This is a genomic window from Kitasatospora sp. NPDC003701, assembly GCF_053587085.1.
Genome location: NZ_JBSFNM010000050.1, coordinates 1 through 16490, shown reverse-complemented (window position 1 = coordinate 16490; position 16490 = coordinate 1). Strand labels below are relative to the sequence as shown.

Here is a 16490-nt window from a genome sequence, read left to right as displayed (position 1 = left end):
CGATGGCGGCCCGCGGCGGCCGGTAGCGTGGTTCTCACGGAGCCCGCCCGGTCGCGTCCCCTAACAGGAATGCGAACGGGCGGGCGCCGTGTTTGATGCTTGCCTGTTCGCGGGATGGGGTCCGACGGCAGGTCAGGCTGCTGCGGCCGCCTTGCGCTTGGCCGTGGTGCTGGCGAGGCGGAAGGACTGGGTGCCGGTCTCGATGATGTGGGCCTCGAAGGTGAGCCGGTCGACGATCGCCTGGCAGAGCCGCTTGTCGGTGAAGGTCTGGTCCCACTCGGTGAAGGGCCGGTTCGAGGCGATCGCGATCGCGTGCCGCTCCTCGCGCTCGGTGAAGATCTGGAACAGCAGTTCGGCGCCGTGTCGGTCGAGCTTGACGTAGCCGAGCTCGTCCAGGCAGAGCAGGTCAACTCGCCCGTACTTCTTGATGGTTCGCCCGAGCTGCTTGTCGCTGGCGGCCTCGGCGAGCTCGTTCACCAGGTTCGCCGCCGTGGTGTAGCGGACGCGGCCGCCGGCCTCGGCAATCGCGGTGCCCAGGCCGATCAGAAGGTGCGACTTGCCGGTGCCGGAGTCGCCGATCAGGCAGAGCGGTTGCCGGCCTGGACCCAGGCGGGCTGGGCGAGGGTGTTGATGACCTCCTGCGGGACGTTCGGGTTCTTCGAGAAGTCGAAGTCCTCGATGCGCTTGTTGCGCGGGAATCCGGCCTCCTTGACCCGCCGCTGCTTGCGCCGCTCGTCGCGGTCGTCGCACTCGCTCTCCAGCAGGTCCCGCGAGGAAGTCCGCGTAGGAGGACTGCTCGCGCAGGGACTGGGCCGCGAACTCCTCCCAGCGGCCGCGGATCGTGGACAGGCCCAGGCTCCGGCAGGCCGCGTCAATCGTCGCCGCCGGGTTGGCGCCGCGCTGTGCGGGCAGGCCGAAGAAACCCCACCGCCCCGTGGTCGAAGGGGCGTCGGGGGTGGTGCTCTGCGTCATGCTGAGCCTCTCGGTTGGATGGACAGCAGCTGGCCGTAGGCGGCCAGGGAGGGCTCCGGCCGGGTGTCCGGCGGGAGGGCGGAGCGGCGCTCGGGCAGGGAGATCACCCGCGCCGCGACGTCGTCCTGGTCTTCGGGCGGCGGGGCGGCGGGCGGCGGGGCGGCGGGCGGCGGGGCGATCACCACCGGCGGCGGGCCGCCGGCCGCGGCGAGTGCCTTGCGGGCCTCGATCGCCACCAGGTCCGGGGAGACCGACCCGGCCTCCAGGACCGCACTCATCCCCGCGACCACCGCGTCGTCCGGCAGCCGGCGATGAAGCAGCAGGACGTCGATCAGAGCCCGGGTCCCCTCCGAGCGGCCCCTCGCCTCGCGGGCGGCGGCCCAGAACGCGTCGTGGACCGCGGTGAAAAGGCCGCTCTCGCGGGCCGCGGCCAGGCCGGTGGAGTTCTCCAGCGCGCCGGGCTTGTCCCGCAGGATCTCCAGGTAGTGGTCGAGCAGGTCACGGAAGCCGTAGCGGCCGGCCAGCCGCGGGTGGCGGACCACAACCTTGTGGTGCTCGAAGACCAGGACCTCGTCGGCCCGCAGCGGGACCCGCACCGTCCTGCCGATGAACCGGGCCGGGACGGAGTACTTGTTCTGCCGGACCGTGATCCGGGAGGTCTTGTCGACCCGCGGCGTCAGCGTCAGCCCGACGTCGAACTCCTCCTCGGGGACCGGCGCCAGCAGCGGGGACTCATAGGCGAAGTCGAAGCCGACCGAGGTGGGCCGGTTGTCGATGTGCCGGGCGTCCTCCTCCGCCTCGATCCGCTCGATCCGCACGTTCAACTCCGCCAGCGTGTCGACCTCAGGGACCGGGACCAGGTGCGAGCGACGGAAGCGCCCGCCCTCGTGCTCGACACTGCCCTTCTCCTGCGCGCCCTCCTTGCCGGGCCGGCAGTAGAACGCGTCGAAGCCGTAGTGCGAGCGGAACACCACCCACCTCTGCGACTCCACCCGCGAGCGGCCGAAGCAGACCTGGGAGACCGCGGGCTTCAGGTTGTCGTAGCGGATGTGCCGAACCGGGACGCCGCCCAGGATCCGGAAGGCGTCCACGTGGCCCTGCATGAAGGCTTCCTGACCGGCCGTCGAGAACACCCGGTGGATTGCCTTGCCCGAATACGACAGCCGCAGCGTGAACATCTGGCACTGCAGCGGCTTGCCGTACCCAGACCTCGGCGAAGTCGTCCTCGACCTCCTCACCGGGCCGATGAAACTGGGGAACCATGCCCTCGTGCAGCATCCGGACCCGGTCCGCCTCGTCCTTGATCTGCGGCCGGCGGACCCGCAGGTAGTCGTTGAGCGTGGTGTAGGCGACCGCGGTGAAGCCGTACTCGTCCCGCAGCCGGGCCAGGATCCGCTTGTTGGTGTGCAGCTGCTTGGGCGGCGCGGTCAGGTCCGCCCGCAGCATCTCGTCGATCCAGCCCTTGGCCGCGTCCAGCGCGGAGCGACGGGTCACGGGCTCTTTCCGCTTCGGAGGCAACGCGGTATCCAGGGCCTGGCGGACCACCCGGCGATGGACGGAGTAACGGCGGGCCAACTCCCGAACGGAGGCGTTCTCCAGCCTCTTGTCCCGGCGAATCCGCTCGAACAACTCGACGCGCTGCAAATCTTCGGCCTCCTGACACGGCCGTGACTATGAACTCACACAGCGTGATCTGATTGCCGGAGCCCGGTCAATCCCGCACTACTCCAAACGAGTGTCGCCGCCAGCCCCTGGGCCACCTGAAATTGCTGGTCAGCGCACTCCCTGCACGGCTAGCATCCCCAGATGCCTCTTCGCCAGTACGTCTACTTCGCCTTGTTCAGCCCGCGTGTCTCCGCCGATGAGATGACCTCGCAACTGGGTATCGCTCCTGACGAGGTGTCCGTCCGCGGTAGCCGGATCACAGAGCCCAAGGCGATTCCTGTCAGCCATAGCTGGAAGGTCGTCTGTCGGGATCCCGACCTGTGCGTCGACGAGCAGATCGCCCGCATCCTCGACAGGCTCCAGCCCCACACGGCCCGCATAACCGAGCTGGCAGATCAGCTGGCGATCGACGAGGGCGGGGCAGTGCTGCAGGTGGTTCGCTACTTCAACGACTCCGACGACGACGAATCGCCCAGCCACCCGGACGCTCCTGACACTCCCAACCTCTTCGGCTGGCATCTGGGGCGCGATGTCCTGGATTTCCTCGCTGCAGTCGGCGCTGAGCTCGATGTCGACGAGTACGACATGACCCCAAGCGACGACACCATCTGAGCGCGCGACCTCGCGCTCGCTCAGCGCGGAGCCAGTACTACCGCACGAGCACCTCCACCCCGCCAACTGCCGGGTGGAGCCAACTTAAACCGTTCCTCAGTGGGGCCACTTGCGACCGTCACCCCGGGGCCAGAAAACACCGTCCTGGACACAACGCACCCAGACCTTCCTCGGCCAGCTCGGCTCCGCCCCGAAGACCGAACGCGCCCGACTCCAGACCGACTACGACAGGGCCGCCCGCGTGGTCACCGAGATCGACACGGCCTCCGCCGCAAGCAACGACGAGGAGTCGGCATGAGGATCACAGCAGCCCAGAGGGCCGAGAACGAGAACCGCATCAGGGCCGCCATGGACCGGCTGCTTCGTGATGAGATCCCGCCCGGCGGGAAGTGCAACGTCAAGACCCTCGCCCAGGAGGCGGGCGTCGACCGCACCGCGTTCTACGGCACCCGCCCCTACGGCCACCTCCGCGCCGAATTCGAAGGCCGCCTTCAGGCGCTCCAGCAGGCCGGCGAGACACCCGACCCGCGCGAAGCCCAGATCGCCCGCCTCAAGGCCGAGAACACGAAGCTCAAAGAGCGACTCGCGAAGGCGGAACAGGCCAACACCGACCTTGCCGATTTCCGCGAGCAGGCCCTGGCCCGGCTCGCCGCCCAGCACGAGGAAATCGTCCGACTGCGGGAGACCTCCGCAGCAGGCAACCGGATCGCTCGCCTCCCCGCACCACGGACCACGGACCACGCACCACGGACCACGGTCATCGGGACCTGCAGTTGACGCCCTCTGGAAGGGCGTCGCAGGCAGGAATGCGCACGACACCGTATTGGGCCTCTGCGGATACTGTCCTATCGGGAGAAGGAGGAGGTCATGGCACTCGCCAGAAAGGGCTCGCGGCGCATCAGCGTCGACGGCGTCACCTACCGATGGACGGTCCGCAGGCGGGCGACCTACGCGCGTGGCCTGGCTTGGCGGCCACTGGCATACGCGGTCGAACAGGACGTGACTCCAGGCGCCACGCTGGTGGTCACGACGAACCAGCCTCACCCAAGCAACTGGCTTGGCTTCCCTGCCCACGCCGTCCTGCCAGCGAAGGTGGCTACGGCTATCCGGACCGCCCGCGCCGGCGGCTGGACAGCGGAGACCCCCGGTCCGCCATTCCAGCTCGACCAATCCGATGGATTCACGCCTGCCAACTGACCCGCAACGAAGTGAGCTGCATCACATCAGATTCGCCGGAGTACAATACACGCAGCTCTCGACATCACGAACACGGCGTCGGAAATCGACCTGCTCAATGACCACACGGTTCGTGCGCACACGGGCTCTGCGGACACAAGCCGGACGCTGGCCACCCAGGCGATCAACCGGGGGCATGTCCCTGGAAGCCATCGCCGCCTTGCTCGGTCGCCGGTCGCTGTCCATGACCCGTGTTTACGCGCGGATCGCCGACCGCACCGTCGCCGACGAGTACTTCGCCGTCTCGGAGAAGGTCGAGGCGCTCTACGACGCCCCGCGCCAGCTGCCCGCCGAGGCCGAAGGCACGGAGATGGCCAAGCTCCGCCGGGAGATGCACCGCCGGATGCTGGGCAGAGGCTACTGCGCTCGCCCCGTCGAGATGGACTGCCACTTCGAGTCGATCTGCGAGTCGTGCCCGTTCTTCGTCACTACGATCGAGTTCCGACCGACGCTTGAACGCCAGAGGAAGGACGCGGCGGCCAAGGGCCACGTCGCCCGCGAGCAGATCTTCGACGGGCTCCTGACCCTGCTCGACGAGCGGGCCGGCTGACGCCTCATCTGCTGCGTCGCCAGAATCCGGTGTCGCGATAACGCCACCAGTACAGGACCGTACAGTCGTCAGGCCACGGTGCCTCCTGCCTGCCGCGGGGTTCGAAGTGGTCCCGCTCCGAATCGATGGGCCGCCAGTTCGGATCCAGCGGCTCGTCATCCTGAGGCGGCCGGACCTTGGTCACGAACCGTTCCTCGCACACTCCGAACTCCTTGAAGTTTGCCTGGGCCTCGGTCAGCGACGGCCCGTTCGCGCCGCCGGCCCAGTTGGGCCAGCGCAACTGCACGCGATCGTCTTCCCAGAAGCACACCGGGCAGATCTCAGACGAGCCGGGTGACTCGCCCAGGGTCAGATGGCCGCAGCACACACAGGGAAAGGTCAGCATCACGGCCGCCATCCTGCACCATGCCAACGAGATGCCCCAGCGGATTCCTTGGACTTGACAACGAGACCCGCATATTAGAGGAGCGCCGAGGACGATCGTCTACGATCGCACCAAGACCGTGGTCCGCCGACACGTCGCCCCGGGCGAAGCGGTCCCACTGCACCCCGAGGCGGTGGCGTTCGCCGGACACTACGACTTCGACATCGACGTGCTCGCCGCCTATCGCCCCACCGGCAAGGGCAGGGTCGAGCGGCAAGTCTCCATCGTCTGCGACCGCGTCCTGGCCGGCCTGACGCTGACCCTGCTGGCCGGCACTCGGTGACCGTCACCGTCGGCCAGGTCGCGCACGGGCGGCCGGACGCCGCGTTCAGCACCCTGGCCGCCTCTAGCCTGCTCCTCAACACGACCGTGCCGGTGGACGGCGGCGAACACCTGCAGCTGCGGGCGGCGCTGGACACCATCGCCGTGGTGGTCTCCCGGCGCCTGCACACCGAAGCCTTCGAGCAGGGCTGACCGGCCGGCCGGGCGGTGACCCCGAGGACACCGCCCGGGCACCCGGGTGCCCGGGGCAGCCGCCTGTCCACGGCCGGTAGTTGAACCGCGTGGAGCGGGCCCCGGCCAGGGCCCGGTCCACGCAGAATGTATCGTTCGATACGTCTCGCGGTGTAGTGCGTATCGAGCAACACATCAACCGGCCGGCGTCCGGCCCTGCGCGAGGGTTCGTCATGGTGGAGCCGCCCCTGCGCACGAGCAAGGACATGCGGGAGGAGGCCCTGGCGGAGTACGGCCCCGGCCCGTCCTTCCTCAGCAACGGGTACCGGGAGTTCGGCGGCAGTGGATGGCACTCCGCGCGTTGCACGCAGGAGGAGGTCGGCCGGGCCGCGGCGGACGCCGAGGCGGACGCCGAGGTGGAGCGCCTGGTCACACAGATGATCCCGTGGGCGCCGGCGGTCGCGGCCCGCCCGGGCCGACCGGCTCGCCGCCAGCCACGACAGGATCGTGCAGCTCAGGGACGAGGTCACGAGGGACACCTCGGACGAGCAGATTGACTGGCTGCTCGACCGCTACGCCGGGCTGCTGACCGCAGACGAGCGCAAGCTCTGGTGGGCGCACCTTCAGAAGATCTACAACGGGCTCAGCGTCAAGACCGCGGCCGTCCACGGCGAGAGCCTCGACGCCCGCACCGAGGCCATGGTCGCCGTGCCGTCCCGCGGTGCACTGCCGCCCACCCCGGACAACTGGCAGATGTTCGTGTCCGCCGACCGCCCCGCCCTTCTCTGGCCCCAGCCGCTGATCGAGCTCTGCACGCAGGCGTGGGCCGCTGCACGTGACGAAGTGGAGAACTCCTGGGGCCCCATGGTCCGTTGGGCGGTCGGCACGGGTATGAGCAAGTCCCGGCTCCACCAGCTGACCGGCATGTCCCGCGCCACGATCGACCGGTACCTGGACCAGCCGAATCAGCCGTCCAGGACGGTCGGACGGCGGGTGGCCGGGGCCAGGGAAATGTCCTGGGCAACGATCATGTCCCGATCCCACCATCGCGCCCGGGCACGTCCGCGAGCGCTGCTACGGTCGCCCGTCATGAACACTGACGACTGGACGGCGGTCGGCGCCATCGCGGCCGCGGCCGGGGTGGTGGTGACCGCGGTCATGGCCTACTGGACGACCCGCAAGGCGGCGGCCGCCGCCGCGAACTCGGCGAGGACCGCCGAGGAGGTGGCGCAGATCGAGCGCGACCGCTGGCATCGGGAGCTGACCCCCGAACTGACCTTCCGCCTGATCCGCGTGGGCCCGAACACCTTGTGGCTCTCCACCACTCTGGACGGGCCGGTCGGCTTGGACCACCTCGACACGATCACCCTCACGGTGCGCGACGAGGCCGAGGTGGATCACTCACCCGGACCGCACCTCACCGATGAGCAACGTGTGGAGCTGCAGTCGGTGATCTGGGGACCGGCCCGGTTCACCCCTGGGGTCGACGGGGTCGCCGCGCCTGGCCGCCAGAGCGTCATCCGGGCCCTGGAGCGCGGCGAGGGCGCGCGCCGGCAGTTGGAGAACTCAGCGCCGCCGAGTTGGTTCAGGGACATCGCCGACTGGGTCGACGGGTACTGGGACACGCCCTTGCGCCTGCAGGCAAGCTGCGAGCGGGCCGGGGACAAGCCGTGGATCGTCGTCGCCGAGGTCGCGAACCCCGGGATGGAATACCATCCTGACGGCTCGGAGGAGATGGGGGTCCCGGAGCAGTACCGCTGAACCGGCGGGGCCGACCTCCCGGCCGCCGACGCATCAACGGCCGACTCCCGGGGCGCCTGACCAGTCGAGCCGCGCCGGTGGACTTCGGGGACCCCGTGGCTCCCTGGGGCGCGGGTCGGTGGGGGTGATAGGTCGGCACACCCTGAGGCCGGCCCCGCCGACCGCGAGCGTGCCACCGGCGCGTCAGGGCCGTTCGGCGCGCGCCTGCATCCGCACGTGGCGGGTCGTACTTGCCTGAGCCAGCAAGACCGGCTCTGACCTGCAAGCCTTCAAGTGGCAAGGGCCGGTTCCCCGTGCTTCGGACGGGGAACCGGTCCTTCGTGGCGGAGTCAGAGCAGGCCCGGAAGGATGCCTTCCTTGAAGGCGTCCCAGTCGGGTTCGGTGGTCGGCTTCGGTGAATCGCAGTTCGGCACGGTCGGGACGCTTGGAGTCGAAGACGGCGACGCCGCCGCCCAATCGGCGGCTTGCGTCGGGTGGCGATCGGCGGGGAGCGCCGATGCCACGATGCGGTCGAAGTCCGTTTGGAACCGCTCCGCGGCTTCCTGGCCTTCGGTGCAGTGGTTCACTCCCGCGCTTTCGGCAGAGACGAGGGAGGGCCAGGGCTTGGGGAAGTGGAAGATCGAGAAGTTGCCCCGGGCGCCGGGGTGCGGTTCCGAGTCCAGCGGCATCACCTGGAGACTCACGTTCGCGAAGTCGCTCACGTCGAGCAGCCGGAGAAGCTGTTCGCGCATCAGAGAGGGGTGCGGGGTGAACTTCTGGAGCAACAGCGCCTCATGGACGACGAACCAGTACTCGGCCGGGTTGTTCGGCCGTGTCGGCGTGGCCTGTCCACGGGCACCTCCCCGACGCCCAGTAGGGATGATTCCAGGGAGGTGACCGACGCGGCCGCGACACGGCTTCCTTGTGGCGAAGTTGTGGATTCTCCGGCCCGAGGGGCGGGCCTCGGGCCGGTCCGGAGGTGTCGGATGCCACGGGCGATCGCCGTGGAGATGGCGGCCACGAGCAGCCGTCCGAGGACGCGTGGAACGGCACGACATGACGCGCTCGTTGGTGCCGGAACGTCCGACCGGCAACGGCGCGGGTCGGACGCAAGGGTGTTGGGGGCCTGCGGCGGTCCGCGTTCCGGGAACGATCACCGAGTCCCGGTCGACGATGTCACCGGAGCCACCGTGCGGCGGCATCAGTCCGATGAGGGATCGCACAGCTGGATGCATCCCTTCCTCCCCTTCAGTCGAGTCCGGCCCGGCCACGTCAGCGGCCCCCGGCGTCGGCGGTCGGCAGTGGGTCCGGGCGCGACGATGCGGCGTTGAGGAAGAGCGGACGGCCCGGCGAACGGCCCTCCCGCCGGCGGGATATCCGGTTGAGGCCGCGTGAAGGGCTCGTGGATACTTGTGCCGCCCTTCCATTCAGTCCGTCTGCGAAGAGCCTCCGCCGGCGTGCCGCTCAGGACGACGCCGACCTCACACCGAGTCACACCAGGGGGACCCCAGTCATGGCAATATCCCGTCGCGTCGGCCTGGCCGTCGCGATCGCCGGCTCCACGGTCGCCGGGACCGTGCTGCCGTTCACCGCCCACGCCGCGAGCGCCGTGCTCTACGTGGACAACGGTCCCAGCGCGAACTGCTCGGACACCGGCACCGGTACCAAGGGGCAGCCGTTCTGCACCGTCCAGGCCGCCGCCGACGTGGTCGAACCGGGGCAGACTGTCGACATCGCGCCCAACCGCCGGTTCATCGGCCAGGTCACCGTCAAGCGCTCCGGCCTGCCGGGCAAGCCGATCGTCTTCAAGAGCGACATCCCGTACCGCGTGCCGAGCACGTTCGTGGGAACCGAGGAGTGGAGCCAGGGTTCGAACCCCGCTCCGCACGCCTTGCTGCTCGACGGCGTCCACGACGTCACCGTCACCGGTCTCAACCTCAAGGCCCCGCAGGAGGCCGTGCTCGTCAAGGACTCCACGCGGATCGTCCTGGACCGCGACGACGCCAGCGGCGGCAACCCGGTCTTCAACGGCGTCCGGGCCTTCCCGCAGGCGACCCCGACCGTCCGGATCACCGGGTCCAGCGCGGACGTCACGGTAAGCCGCACCCGGTTCTTCGGGGCGCCCGTCGCCGGCGTCGCGGTCGAGGCCGGGGTCAGCGGCACCGTCGTCACCACCAACCAGATCGCCGACGGCACCGGCCGGGGCGTGATCGCCACCGACGCCCCCGGCACCGTCGTGGTGAGCAACACCTTCGGGCGGAACTGCCAGACCGACCTGGAGCTCGCCGGAACCTCCACCGGCGCGGTGGTCGAGAACAACATCGTGACCAGGGTCCCCACCGCCTCCTGCGACGGCGCGGTCCCGACGGCGACCCCGCTGGTGGTGTCGACCGGCTCCACACAGGGCACCAAGGTCGACTACAACACCGTCGTGCCGTCGGGCACCGACTCCTATTCCTGGGGCGGCACGTCCTACGCCACCTCCGAGGCCTTCCGGGCCACCGGACAGGGCGAGCACGACAACAACACCGACCCGGGGTTCAACCGGGTCGTCAACAACTACACCCCGTCCGCCACCGCGGCCGTGACGGACGCGGCGGACACGACCGCCCCCGGCATGCTGGCCACCGACGTCTACGGCGACGCGCCGGCCGACCACCCGGGGGTCCCCAACCTCGGGACCGCGGGCTTCCGGGACCGCGGGGCCATCGAGCTCCAGGACCCGCTGAACGTCAACATGAGCGGCGTCCCGTACGGCCAGCCGGGCTACCCGCTCAACGCACGGTTCGAGGTCAGCTACACCGCTAGCTGGGGGCCGGGAACCGGCACCCTGGACTTCGGCGACGGCAGCGTGCCCCAGCTGGTCGACCCCGGGTACAAGTTCATCGACCACAACTACCCGGCCGCCGGCACGTACACCGCGACGCTGACCGGGACCGGCCCGTCCGGCGTGGTCCGCACGTCCACCGCCAAGGTCACCCTCGCCCCGGTCCAGGAGCTCCAGGCGCGGTTCACCTGGGGCAACGGCGACTATGCCCGCGCCGGCATCGTGGTGAACTCCCAGAGCATCGGCCCCTGGCCGATCGTCCGGCGCGTCTACGACTTCGGTGACGGCACCGCCCCCACGGTCGTCGAGGGCCCCAACGCGCCCACGACCCTCACCCACGACTTCGGCGTGGGCGGCCACTACACCGTGACCGAGACGGTCACCGACGACCACGGCCACACCGCGAGCACCTCGATGCCGACGTGGGTCCGCGGTCCCCAGGCAGGCGTACCGTTCACCGGCTACTTCAGTGGCCCCACCAGCCACAACGGCCTGTTCGACAACGGCAACTGGGTGTTCTCGTACAACAAGACCGACTCGACGCCGTCCACCAGCTGGCACTTCGGTGACCTGGGCGATGTCCCCGTCGTCGGCAACTGGGACAACACCTGCCAGTGCCAGCAGGCGATCTACCGGCCGAGCACCTCCACCTTCGCCCTGCGCCACCGCGACGGGTCCGTCTCGACCGTGCAGTTCGGGGACCCCGGTGACCTCCCCGTCGTCGGCAAGTGGGACGGCAGCGCCCGGTCGGACCAGCTGGCCGTCTACCGCCCCAGTACCGGCCTGCTCGCCGTACGCCACGACGACGGCACCATCACCACGATGCGCTTCGGCGACCCCGGCGACGTCCCCGTCGTCGGCGACTGGGACGGCGTCAAGCACGCCCAGTTCGGCCTGTTCCGCCCCGGCCGCAACGCCGGCGACCCCAACCTCTTCATCCTCCGCCACGACGACGGCAGCGTCTCCACCGCCGCCTACGGCGAGAAGGGTGACCTCCCCGTCGTCGGCGACTGGCTCGGCACCGGCCGCACCACCTACGGCATCTTCCGCCCCGACACCCACCGCTTCGCCCTCAGCTACGCCTACGCGGGCCGCACCGACGTCACCTACACCATCTACACCTACTGACACCGCGCTGACGAACCCGGGGCGGCGCTCGACCGAGCGCCGCCCCGGCGTCGTTCCCCCGGAATCCGCCCCGGCCCACACCGGCCCGGGCGGAAACCCGTTGGCGGACCACGGCGGCCACTACTACGTTTCCGGAGGCCGTGCGAGAGAACGAGGAGGTGGTACCCGTGAACGCAGTATCGACATGGGTGCTCCCCTCCGGGGTCACGGTCGGGCGATAGGTCGTCCGGGAGCGCCGTTCAAGAGCCCTCCCGAAAGACACGACCGTGCAATTCACTTCTGAACAGCGTCTCGATGACGGCATCCTCGAACGCGAATTCACCCTCGGCGAGATCCCCGGCACCGTGTGGACGCCTGAGGCTGCCGTCGTAGGTCCAGCGGTAGGACTTGGCGTCGTGTTCGTCGTAGGCCAGGACGAAGGTGGCGCTCGACGATGCCGGCGAAGGGGACCTCGCGCCGCTGGGGATCTCAGGGTGTAACCAGCACCACCCTCAAGACGGAAGCCCGCATGATCGAGCGTCAGGGCGGGGCCGGACAGGATCGTGCCCGTGAACACCACCTCGAACCGCAAGCGCCGTGTCAGCGCTGTCGCCATCCTGGCTCTCGCCGCATCAGTGGCCGCGACCGGCACCGGACTCGCGGCCACGACCCCGCCGTCCACCGTGCACGCGACCGCCGCCACGGCCGCCGCGCCCCCGCGGTCCTTCCAGGGCACGCTACCCGCGCCGACCGGCCCCTACGCCGCCGGCGAGGACGTCATCCACCTCACCGACGCGAGCCGTCCCGACCCGTGGGTGCCGTCATCCGGCCCCCGCCAACTGACCGTCACGATGGTCTACCCGGCCGTCCCCGGGACCGGGACTCCGGCCCCATACATGACCCTCGCCGAGGCAGCCGGAGCCATCCAGCAGCGGCAGTTGCCGGCGAGCTACGGCGTCACCCCACAGAACCTCTCCAGCGTCACCACTCACGCCTTCGACGGCGCGCGGCCGCGGAGGGGCACGTATCCGCTGGTGGTCCTCTCACCCGGGTACGAGGACCCGCGCATGGTGCTCACCTCGCTCGCGACCGACCTGGCCAGTCACGGCTACATCGTCGCGCTCGTCGGCCACACCTACGAGGACAGCGGCGAGACGCTGGCGAACGGCCAGACACCGCCGTGCGCGATCTGCCACAACCCGGCGCTCGACTTCGACTCCGTCGCCGCCAGCCGCGCGCTGGACGTGTCCTTCGTGATCGACCAGTTGACGCACGGCCATACCGCGTGGCGCCCGGCACACCACATCAACAAGCACGAGATCGGCATGGCCGGACACTCCCTCGGCGGAGCGGCGGCCACCACCACGATGATCGCCGACCCGCGAGTACGGGCCGGAGTGAACATGGACGGCTCCTTCCACCCGGCCCCGATGCCCGGCCAGATCAACCGGCCGCTCCTCATGCTGGGTGCGGCCGACAACCACCCCGTCGGCGGCCACGACACCACGTGGGGGCAGACCTGGGCCGCCCTCGGCGGCTACAAGAAGTGGCTGACGGTCGCCGGCGCCGGCCACACCAGCTTCACCGACCTGGACCTGCTTCTGGAGGAGGCCGGGTTCCCTACGCCGCCCCTCTCCCCGGAACGCGGGGTGGTGATCACCCGCGAGTACGTGACAGCGTTCTTCGACCGGACGCTGAAGGGGATCAACAGTCCGCTGCTGGACGGCCCCTCGCCGAACAATCCGGAAGTACTCTTCCAGTACCAGCCAGTGCTGTGACCGTAGAGGTTCGCCGGGTTGGTACTGGAGGGCCCCGAGCCGGTTGGTCGTCGTGAGACGTTCAGCTCGCAAGGGAGCCCGGTGGCGAAGCCGGTCAGGGTTCGCGGACTCACGGACCAGGAAGGTCAGCAGTTGCAGCGGATCGTGCGACGGGGCAGCACGAACACGGTGCGCCACCGACGGGCGATGATGCTGCCGGCCTCGGCCGGCGGCAACCGGGTCCCGGTCCCGGTCAATCGTCGTCGCGGCGGCCGCTCGGGGCCCCGGCCCGTACGGCCGGCGACACGCGAACCGCCGGGGTCGGCGTCGATGCGACGCCGGCCCCGGCGGTGGTCAGGCGCGGTGGAGCCGGATCAGATGTCGATCCAGAACGCCTCCATCCAGCGGGCCTCGCCGATGCTGCCGATCCACTGGTCCTTCAGCCACTGGGTCCCGCCCTTCCAGCCGACATCCTTCACGTGGGCGGAGGCCAACATGGGCACGCTGCTCCGCAGGTGGAGCGCCTCGATCAGCTCGCCGCCGGCGGTGTATTCGACGGTGTCGCCCGAAACCAGGTGCAGCTCAGCGCTGCTCTGGGGGATGTTCGAGGCGTGCACCTGGGTGTACAGGTCCAGGCTGCCGAACACCGAGAGCGTGATCCCGTCGATCGGGTCGGCGTTTCCCACCGTCCCGGTGTGGCCCACCTGGTTACTGCACACCGCGGGGGTCCACCCGACCTTCTTCGTGTGGGCCTGGAAGCACAGGAGGGGCGCCGCCGTGAGCGCGTCACCGGACGCCGTCGCCTCGGCGCGCGCCGCGTTGACGGCCTGCTCCATCTCCGGGCTCTGCTTCGTGACCGTGATCTTGTAACCCCCCTCGGGGGCGGCCGGGGCGGCCGCCTGCGCGGCCGGAACCGTCCCGAGGACCGTGAGAGCCGTGATCGCGGCGGCGGTCATCGTGCGGAATCGCATGATGAGTACTCCGTTCGTCTGTCGGGTCATCTGGTTTGCAGACGAAATGGAACCGTGCGCGACGAGCCCCGGGCGACATGGAAACCGGACACAATTTCAGTCGCGTACGCACCAAACCGGTCGATGCGAACGGAACCGCACCATACCGACTGACGGTACGGCTGGCCGGTTCCTGCAAGGGCCCCGCCGCGGTCGGCGAACGTCCTCGGCATCGCCCCGGAGGTGCCGGACGCCGACCTCGGCGCGAAGCCGGCGATCGGCGTGTGGGCGCGGATCGGCCTCCCCGGGGCGGGCAGCTCGTCTCCGTCGACCGGGGCGCCCACTCCTCCCCCGCCGCCCCCCACCTCGGCTGCCCCCACCCCGTCCGCCCGTACGCCCGTCCGCCTGGCTGGCTGGCTGGTGCTGTGACCGCTTTCGTTCGTCGGGTTGCTTGATCACGCGGCGAGGACGGGCCTGCCGCCCCAGCGCAGGGTCTTCTCGCTGCGGATGCGGGTGCCGCCAGACCTCACCGCAGGGCAGCAACTCAAGCTCCGGACGTGGGAAGCGTCAGCAATCAACGGCAGCTACTGGAGCTGACTGGTGACGTTCAGCCTGCAAGGACCTGTCGTGCCTTCACCAAACGCGCTCGATGGTCCTCGATCCAGCCGACTGGTGGGGACATGGGCAGGCCGACCGTCACCTGCGAGGACGGGTCGTCGCTGATCGACACCCCGATCGCCCTGGGGCTGAGCGGCTTGATCTTCAACTGGACCGTTCGGCCGGAGTTCAGCCACGAGACGAACCTGTTGCCGGCAAGGCTGTCGAGGGCTTCTTCCCAGCTGTCCAGGTCGAAGGACGTGATCCCAACGGGGAAGCTGCCGGTGACGGTCTCCGTCGAGACGGTGAACTCGCAGTCCAGGAATTTGCTGCCCGGAGCCGGTCGCTTCAGCACCCGCAGCGCGACGACATGACCGCTCGTCCCAGGCGGATCGGCAAGGTGGATCAGATCGTCCACAACGTCGTCCATCACGGCCCTCTCACTCGATCTCGAACAAGGGCATCATCCCGGACGGCACCGACACACACGAAGGCGCTCTCACTTCTCGTCAACTCTCACGCCGAACTGCCATGCTCTGTGAGAATCCCGCCGGAGGCGTCTCGGCCGGGCTGACGCACCGACCGAAGAGCTTCACCGTGGGCCCGACCATAGGGCCCACAGCCGCCCGCAAGGTGCCGTTGAGAGATCCCGCCCGCCGCACGGAGGCTGGGGCCGGGCTCAGCACTGACGGCTGTTCCGTAGACCGAGGCCGGCTCAGTAACGCGCCGGTGCGCACCGGTGCGCGCCTTCGTGATCCTCCGCGCCCTGTCATGCCCCGGTCGTGTCCCCATAGGTTCGTGGCCACATCGCTGTCATCGCGGCGATGCCGGACCTTCGAGGAGAACTGATGCTGCGGACAGGCAAGCGGATACGGCTGTTCTCGGTCTTCGCCGGGGCGGCTGCCGTGAGCGCGCTCCTTCCGGCTTCCGCCGAAGCCGTGACGAGCAGTCCCTTCGACGGCAAGTGCGCCCCAGGGCTGTTCTGCGTATGGAGCGAGGACAACGCCACGGGCTCCAAGTGCGAGTGGCGGGTCGACGATGCCGACTGGCAGGCCGGATCGCTGGTGTGCAGCTGGTCGGATACAACCCGAGTGCAGTCCGTCTACAACAACGGCACCTCGGGTGCACCGGTGGCCATGTTCACCGGTGTCAACTGGACCGGCACCCGTGTGGTCTGCACGGCCCGCGGCGCCCACGGCAACTTCTCCGAGAACGGCGGCGCCGGGTTCTTCCTGCGCTCCCACCAGTGGGCCTGTTGAGCGTATGACCCTGCCGGTTCCTGCCAGGCCAGCTTCGTCGGTGGTCCATTCGTCGCCGGGCTCGGTGTCGTCGTCCACCGCGTCCGGGTCGCGCAGGGGCCGCTGGCCGCCGTCGGGCTGGGGTGAAGGCCTACCGGCCGAGCGCGTTCGGGTGTTTGGCTATTTGAGCGGGCGACTTCGCCGCGGCTCGGTCCTGTGCCGGGCGCTCGGCTGGTACGTCCCGCACGGCATCGCCCCGCACTCGGCCCTGTAGGCGCTGCCGCCGGCCTCCTGACGGCACTGAAGTGGTAGTCCGGGCCCTTCTCCGGCTCGGTGGGGGTCCAGATCCAGCCCTGTTGCTT

15 protein-coding genes and 4 pseudogenes are annotated in these 16490 nt (G+C 69.6%); 13 read left to right on the top strand and 6 right to left on the bottom strand.

Annotated elements, in window-relative coordinates; translation table 11 throughout:
- Positions 1-132: 132 nt before the first annotated feature.
- A pseudogene (istB, locus tag ACWDRR_RS33120) lies at positions 133-972 on the bottom strand (IS21-like element helper ATPase IstB).
- A pseudogene (istA, locus tag ACWDRR_RS33115) lies at positions 969-2616 on the bottom strand (IS21 family transposase). Before istA ends, istB begins: the two co-directional pseudogenes overlap by 4 nt.
- A 162-nt stretch (positions 2617-2778) precedes the next feature.
- On the opposite strand from istA, the gene ACWDRR_RS33110 reads away from it, so the two are divergent.
- The 5 genes from ACWDRR_RS33110 to ACWDRR_RS33090 all read left to right on the top strand — a co-directional run bounded on the left by ACWDRR_RS33110 (position 2779) and on the right by ACWDRR_RS33090 (position 5035).
- Positions 2779-3249, top strand: a complete 471-nt coding sequence (locus ACWDRR_RS33110; protein WP_449775956.1) for a DUF4279 domain-containing protein — start codon at positions 2779-2781, stop codon at positions 3247-3249.
- Between the two features lie 109 nt (positions 3250-3358).
- Positions 3359-3547 carry a hypothetical protein gene (locus tag ACWDRR_RS33105; RefSeq protein WP_449775955.1) on the top strand — a complete coding sequence of 63 codons (189 nt, stop codon included), beginning with the start codon at positions 3359-3361 and terminating at the stop codon, positions 3545-3547.
- Positions 3544-4026: a hypothetical protein gene (locus ACWDRR_RS33100; RefSeq protein WP_449775954.1), complete on the top strand. Its 483-nt coding sequence runs from the start codon at positions 3544-3546 to the stop codon at positions 4024-4026. Before ACWDRR_RS33105 ends, ACWDRR_RS33100 begins: the two co-directional genes overlap by 4 nt.
- A gap of 90 nt (positions 4027-4116) precedes the next feature.
- Positions 4117-4446, top strand: coding sequence for a hypothetical protein (locus ACWDRR_RS33095; RefSeq protein ID WP_449775953.1), 330 nt, complete (start codon positions 4117-4119; stop codon positions 4444-4446).
- 175 nt (positions 4447-4621) lie between these two features.
- On the top strand, positions 4622-5035 hold the full coding sequence (locus ACWDRR_RS33090) for a hypothetical protein (RefSeq protein WP_449775952.1): 414 nt from the start codon (positions 4622-4624) through the stop codon (positions 5033-5035).
- Positions 5036-5039: 4 nt separating this feature from the next.
- On the opposite strand, the gene ACWDRR_RS33085 is transcribed toward ACWDRR_RS33090, so the two are convergent.
- The gene (locus ACWDRR_RS33085; protein ID WP_449776004.1) at positions 5040-5420 is read right to left on the bottom strand and encodes a CPCC family cysteine-rich protein; all 381 of its coding nucleotides are present in this window, start codon (positions 5418-5420) and stop codon (positions 5040-5042) included.
- 118 nt (positions 5421-5538) lie between these two features.
- Between ACWDRR_RS33085 and ACWDRR_RS33080 the strand changes: the two genes are divergently transcribed.
- From ACWDRR_RS33080 to ACWDRR_RS33070, 3 genes are all read left to right on the top strand, one after another.
- Complete coding sequence (locus ACWDRR_RS33080; RefSeq protein ID WP_449775951.1) at positions 5539-5742, top strand: hypothetical protein; 204 nt, start codon at positions 5539-5541, stop codon at positions 5740-5742.
- Positions 5739-5933 carry a hypothetical protein gene (locus ACWDRR_RS33075; protein WP_449775950.1) on the top strand — a complete coding sequence of 65 codons (195 nt, stop codon included), beginning with the start codon at positions 5739-5741 and terminating at the stop codon, positions 5931-5933. Before ACWDRR_RS33080 ends, ACWDRR_RS33075 begins: the two co-directional genes overlap by 4 nt.
- Before the next feature lie 486 nt (positions 5934-6419).
- Positions 6420-7673, top strand: coding sequence for a hypothetical protein (locus ACWDRR_RS33070; protein WP_449775949.1), 1254 nt, complete (start codon positions 6420-6422; stop codon positions 7671-7673).
- Between the two features lie 329 nt (positions 7674-8002).
- Here ACWDRR_RS33070 and ACWDRR_RS33065 read toward each other — a convergent pair whose 3' ends face one another.
- The gene (locus ACWDRR_RS33065; RefSeq protein ID WP_449776003.1) at positions 8003-8710 is read right to left on the bottom strand and encodes a Scr1 family TA system antitoxin-like transcriptional regulator; all 708 of its coding nucleotides are present in this window, start codon (positions 8708-8710) and stop codon (positions 8003-8005) included.
- Positions 8711-9165: 455 nt separating this feature from the next.
- On the opposite strand from ACWDRR_RS33065, the gene ACWDRR_RS33060 reads away from it, so the two are divergent.
- From ACWDRR_RS33060 to ACWDRR_RS33045, 4 genes and pseudogenes are all read left to right on the top strand, one after another.
- A complete protein-coding gene (locus ACWDRR_RS33060) occupies positions 9166-11607 on the top strand; it encodes a right-handed parallel beta-helix repeat-containing protein (RefSeq protein ID WP_449775948.1) in 2442 nt (813 codons plus the stop codon).
- A 266-nt stretch (positions 11608-11873) separates the two neighbouring features.
- A pseudogene (locus ACWDRR_RS33055) lies at positions 11874-11972 on the top strand (alpha/beta hydrolase); the annotation flags it as partial.
- Positions 11973-12155: 183 nt separating this feature from the next.
- Complete coding sequence (locus tag ACWDRR_RS33050) at positions 12156-13364, top strand: alpha/beta hydrolase family protein (protein WP_449775947.1); 1209 nt, start codon at positions 12156-12158, stop codon at positions 13362-13364.
- Positions 13365-13445: 81 nt separating this feature from the next.
- Positions 13446-13592, top strand: a pseudogene (locus ACWDRR_RS33045) (IS630 family transposase); the annotation flags it as partial.
- A gap of 125 nt (positions 13593-13717) precedes the next feature.
- Here ACWDRR_RS33045 and ACWDRR_RS33040 read toward each other — a convergent pair.
- Complete coding sequence (locus ACWDRR_RS33040) at positions 13718-14314, bottom strand: hypothetical protein (protein WP_449776007.1); 597 nt, start codon at positions 14312-14314, stop codon at positions 13718-13720.
- 586 nt (positions 14315-14900) lie between these two features.
- Entirely contained in the window at positions 14901-15308 is a 408-nt protein-coding gene (locus tag ACWDRR_RS33035) for a DUF5959 family protein (RefSeq protein ID WP_449775946.1), read from the bottom strand.
- A gap of 430 nt (positions 15309-15738) precedes the next feature.
- Between ACWDRR_RS33035 and ACWDRR_RS33030 the strand changes: the two genes are divergently transcribed.
- Positions 15739-16149, top strand: coding sequence for a peptidase inhibitor family I36 protein (locus ACWDRR_RS33030; protein ID WP_449775945.1), 411 nt, complete (start codon positions 15739-15741; stop codon positions 16147-16149).
- Positions 16150-16490 lie beyond the last annotated feature (341 nt).

What these genes read in the sequence shown, in the direction of transcription:
- ACWDRR_RS33110 (WP_449775956.1), top strand. Translation starts at nt 2,779, where the DNA reads ATGCCTCTTCGCCAGTACGTCTACTTCGCCTTGTTCAGCCCGCGTGTC.
- ACWDRR_RS33100 (WP_449775954.1), top strand. Translation starts at nt 3,544, where the DNA reads ATGAGGATCACAGCAGCCCAGAGGGCCGAGAACGAGAACCGCATCAGG.
- ACWDRR_RS33095 (WP_449775953.1), top strand. Translation starts at nt 4,117, where the DNA reads ATGGCACTCGCCAGAAAGGGCTCGCGGCGCATCAGCGTCGACGGCGTC.
- ACWDRR_RS33090 (WP_449775952.1), top strand. Translation starts at nt 4,622, where the DNA reads ATGTCCCTGGAAGCCATCGCCGCCTTGCTCGGTCGCCGGTCGCTGTCC.
- ACWDRR_RS33085 (WP_449776004.1), bottom strand. Translation starts at nt 5,420, where the DNA reads ATGCTGACCTTTCCCTGTGTGTGCTGCGGCCATCTGACCCTGGGCGAG.
- ACWDRR_RS33065 (WP_449776003.1), bottom strand. Translation starts at nt 8,710, where the DNA reads ATGTCGTGCCGTTCCACGCGTCCTCGGACGGCTGCTCGTGGCCGCCAT.
- ACWDRR_RS33060 (WP_449775948.1), top strand. Translation starts at nt 9,166, where the DNA reads ATGGCAATATCCCGTCGCGTCGGCCTGGCCGTCGCGATCGCCGGCTCC.
- ACWDRR_RS33040 (WP_449776007.1), bottom strand. Translation starts at nt 14,314, where the DNA reads ATGCGATTCCGCACGATGACCGCCGCCGCGATCACGGCTCTCACGGTC.
- ACWDRR_RS33030 (WP_449775945.1), top strand. Translation starts at nt 15,739, where the DNA reads ATGCTGCGGACAGGCAAGCGGATACGGCTGTTCTCGGTCTTCGCCGGG.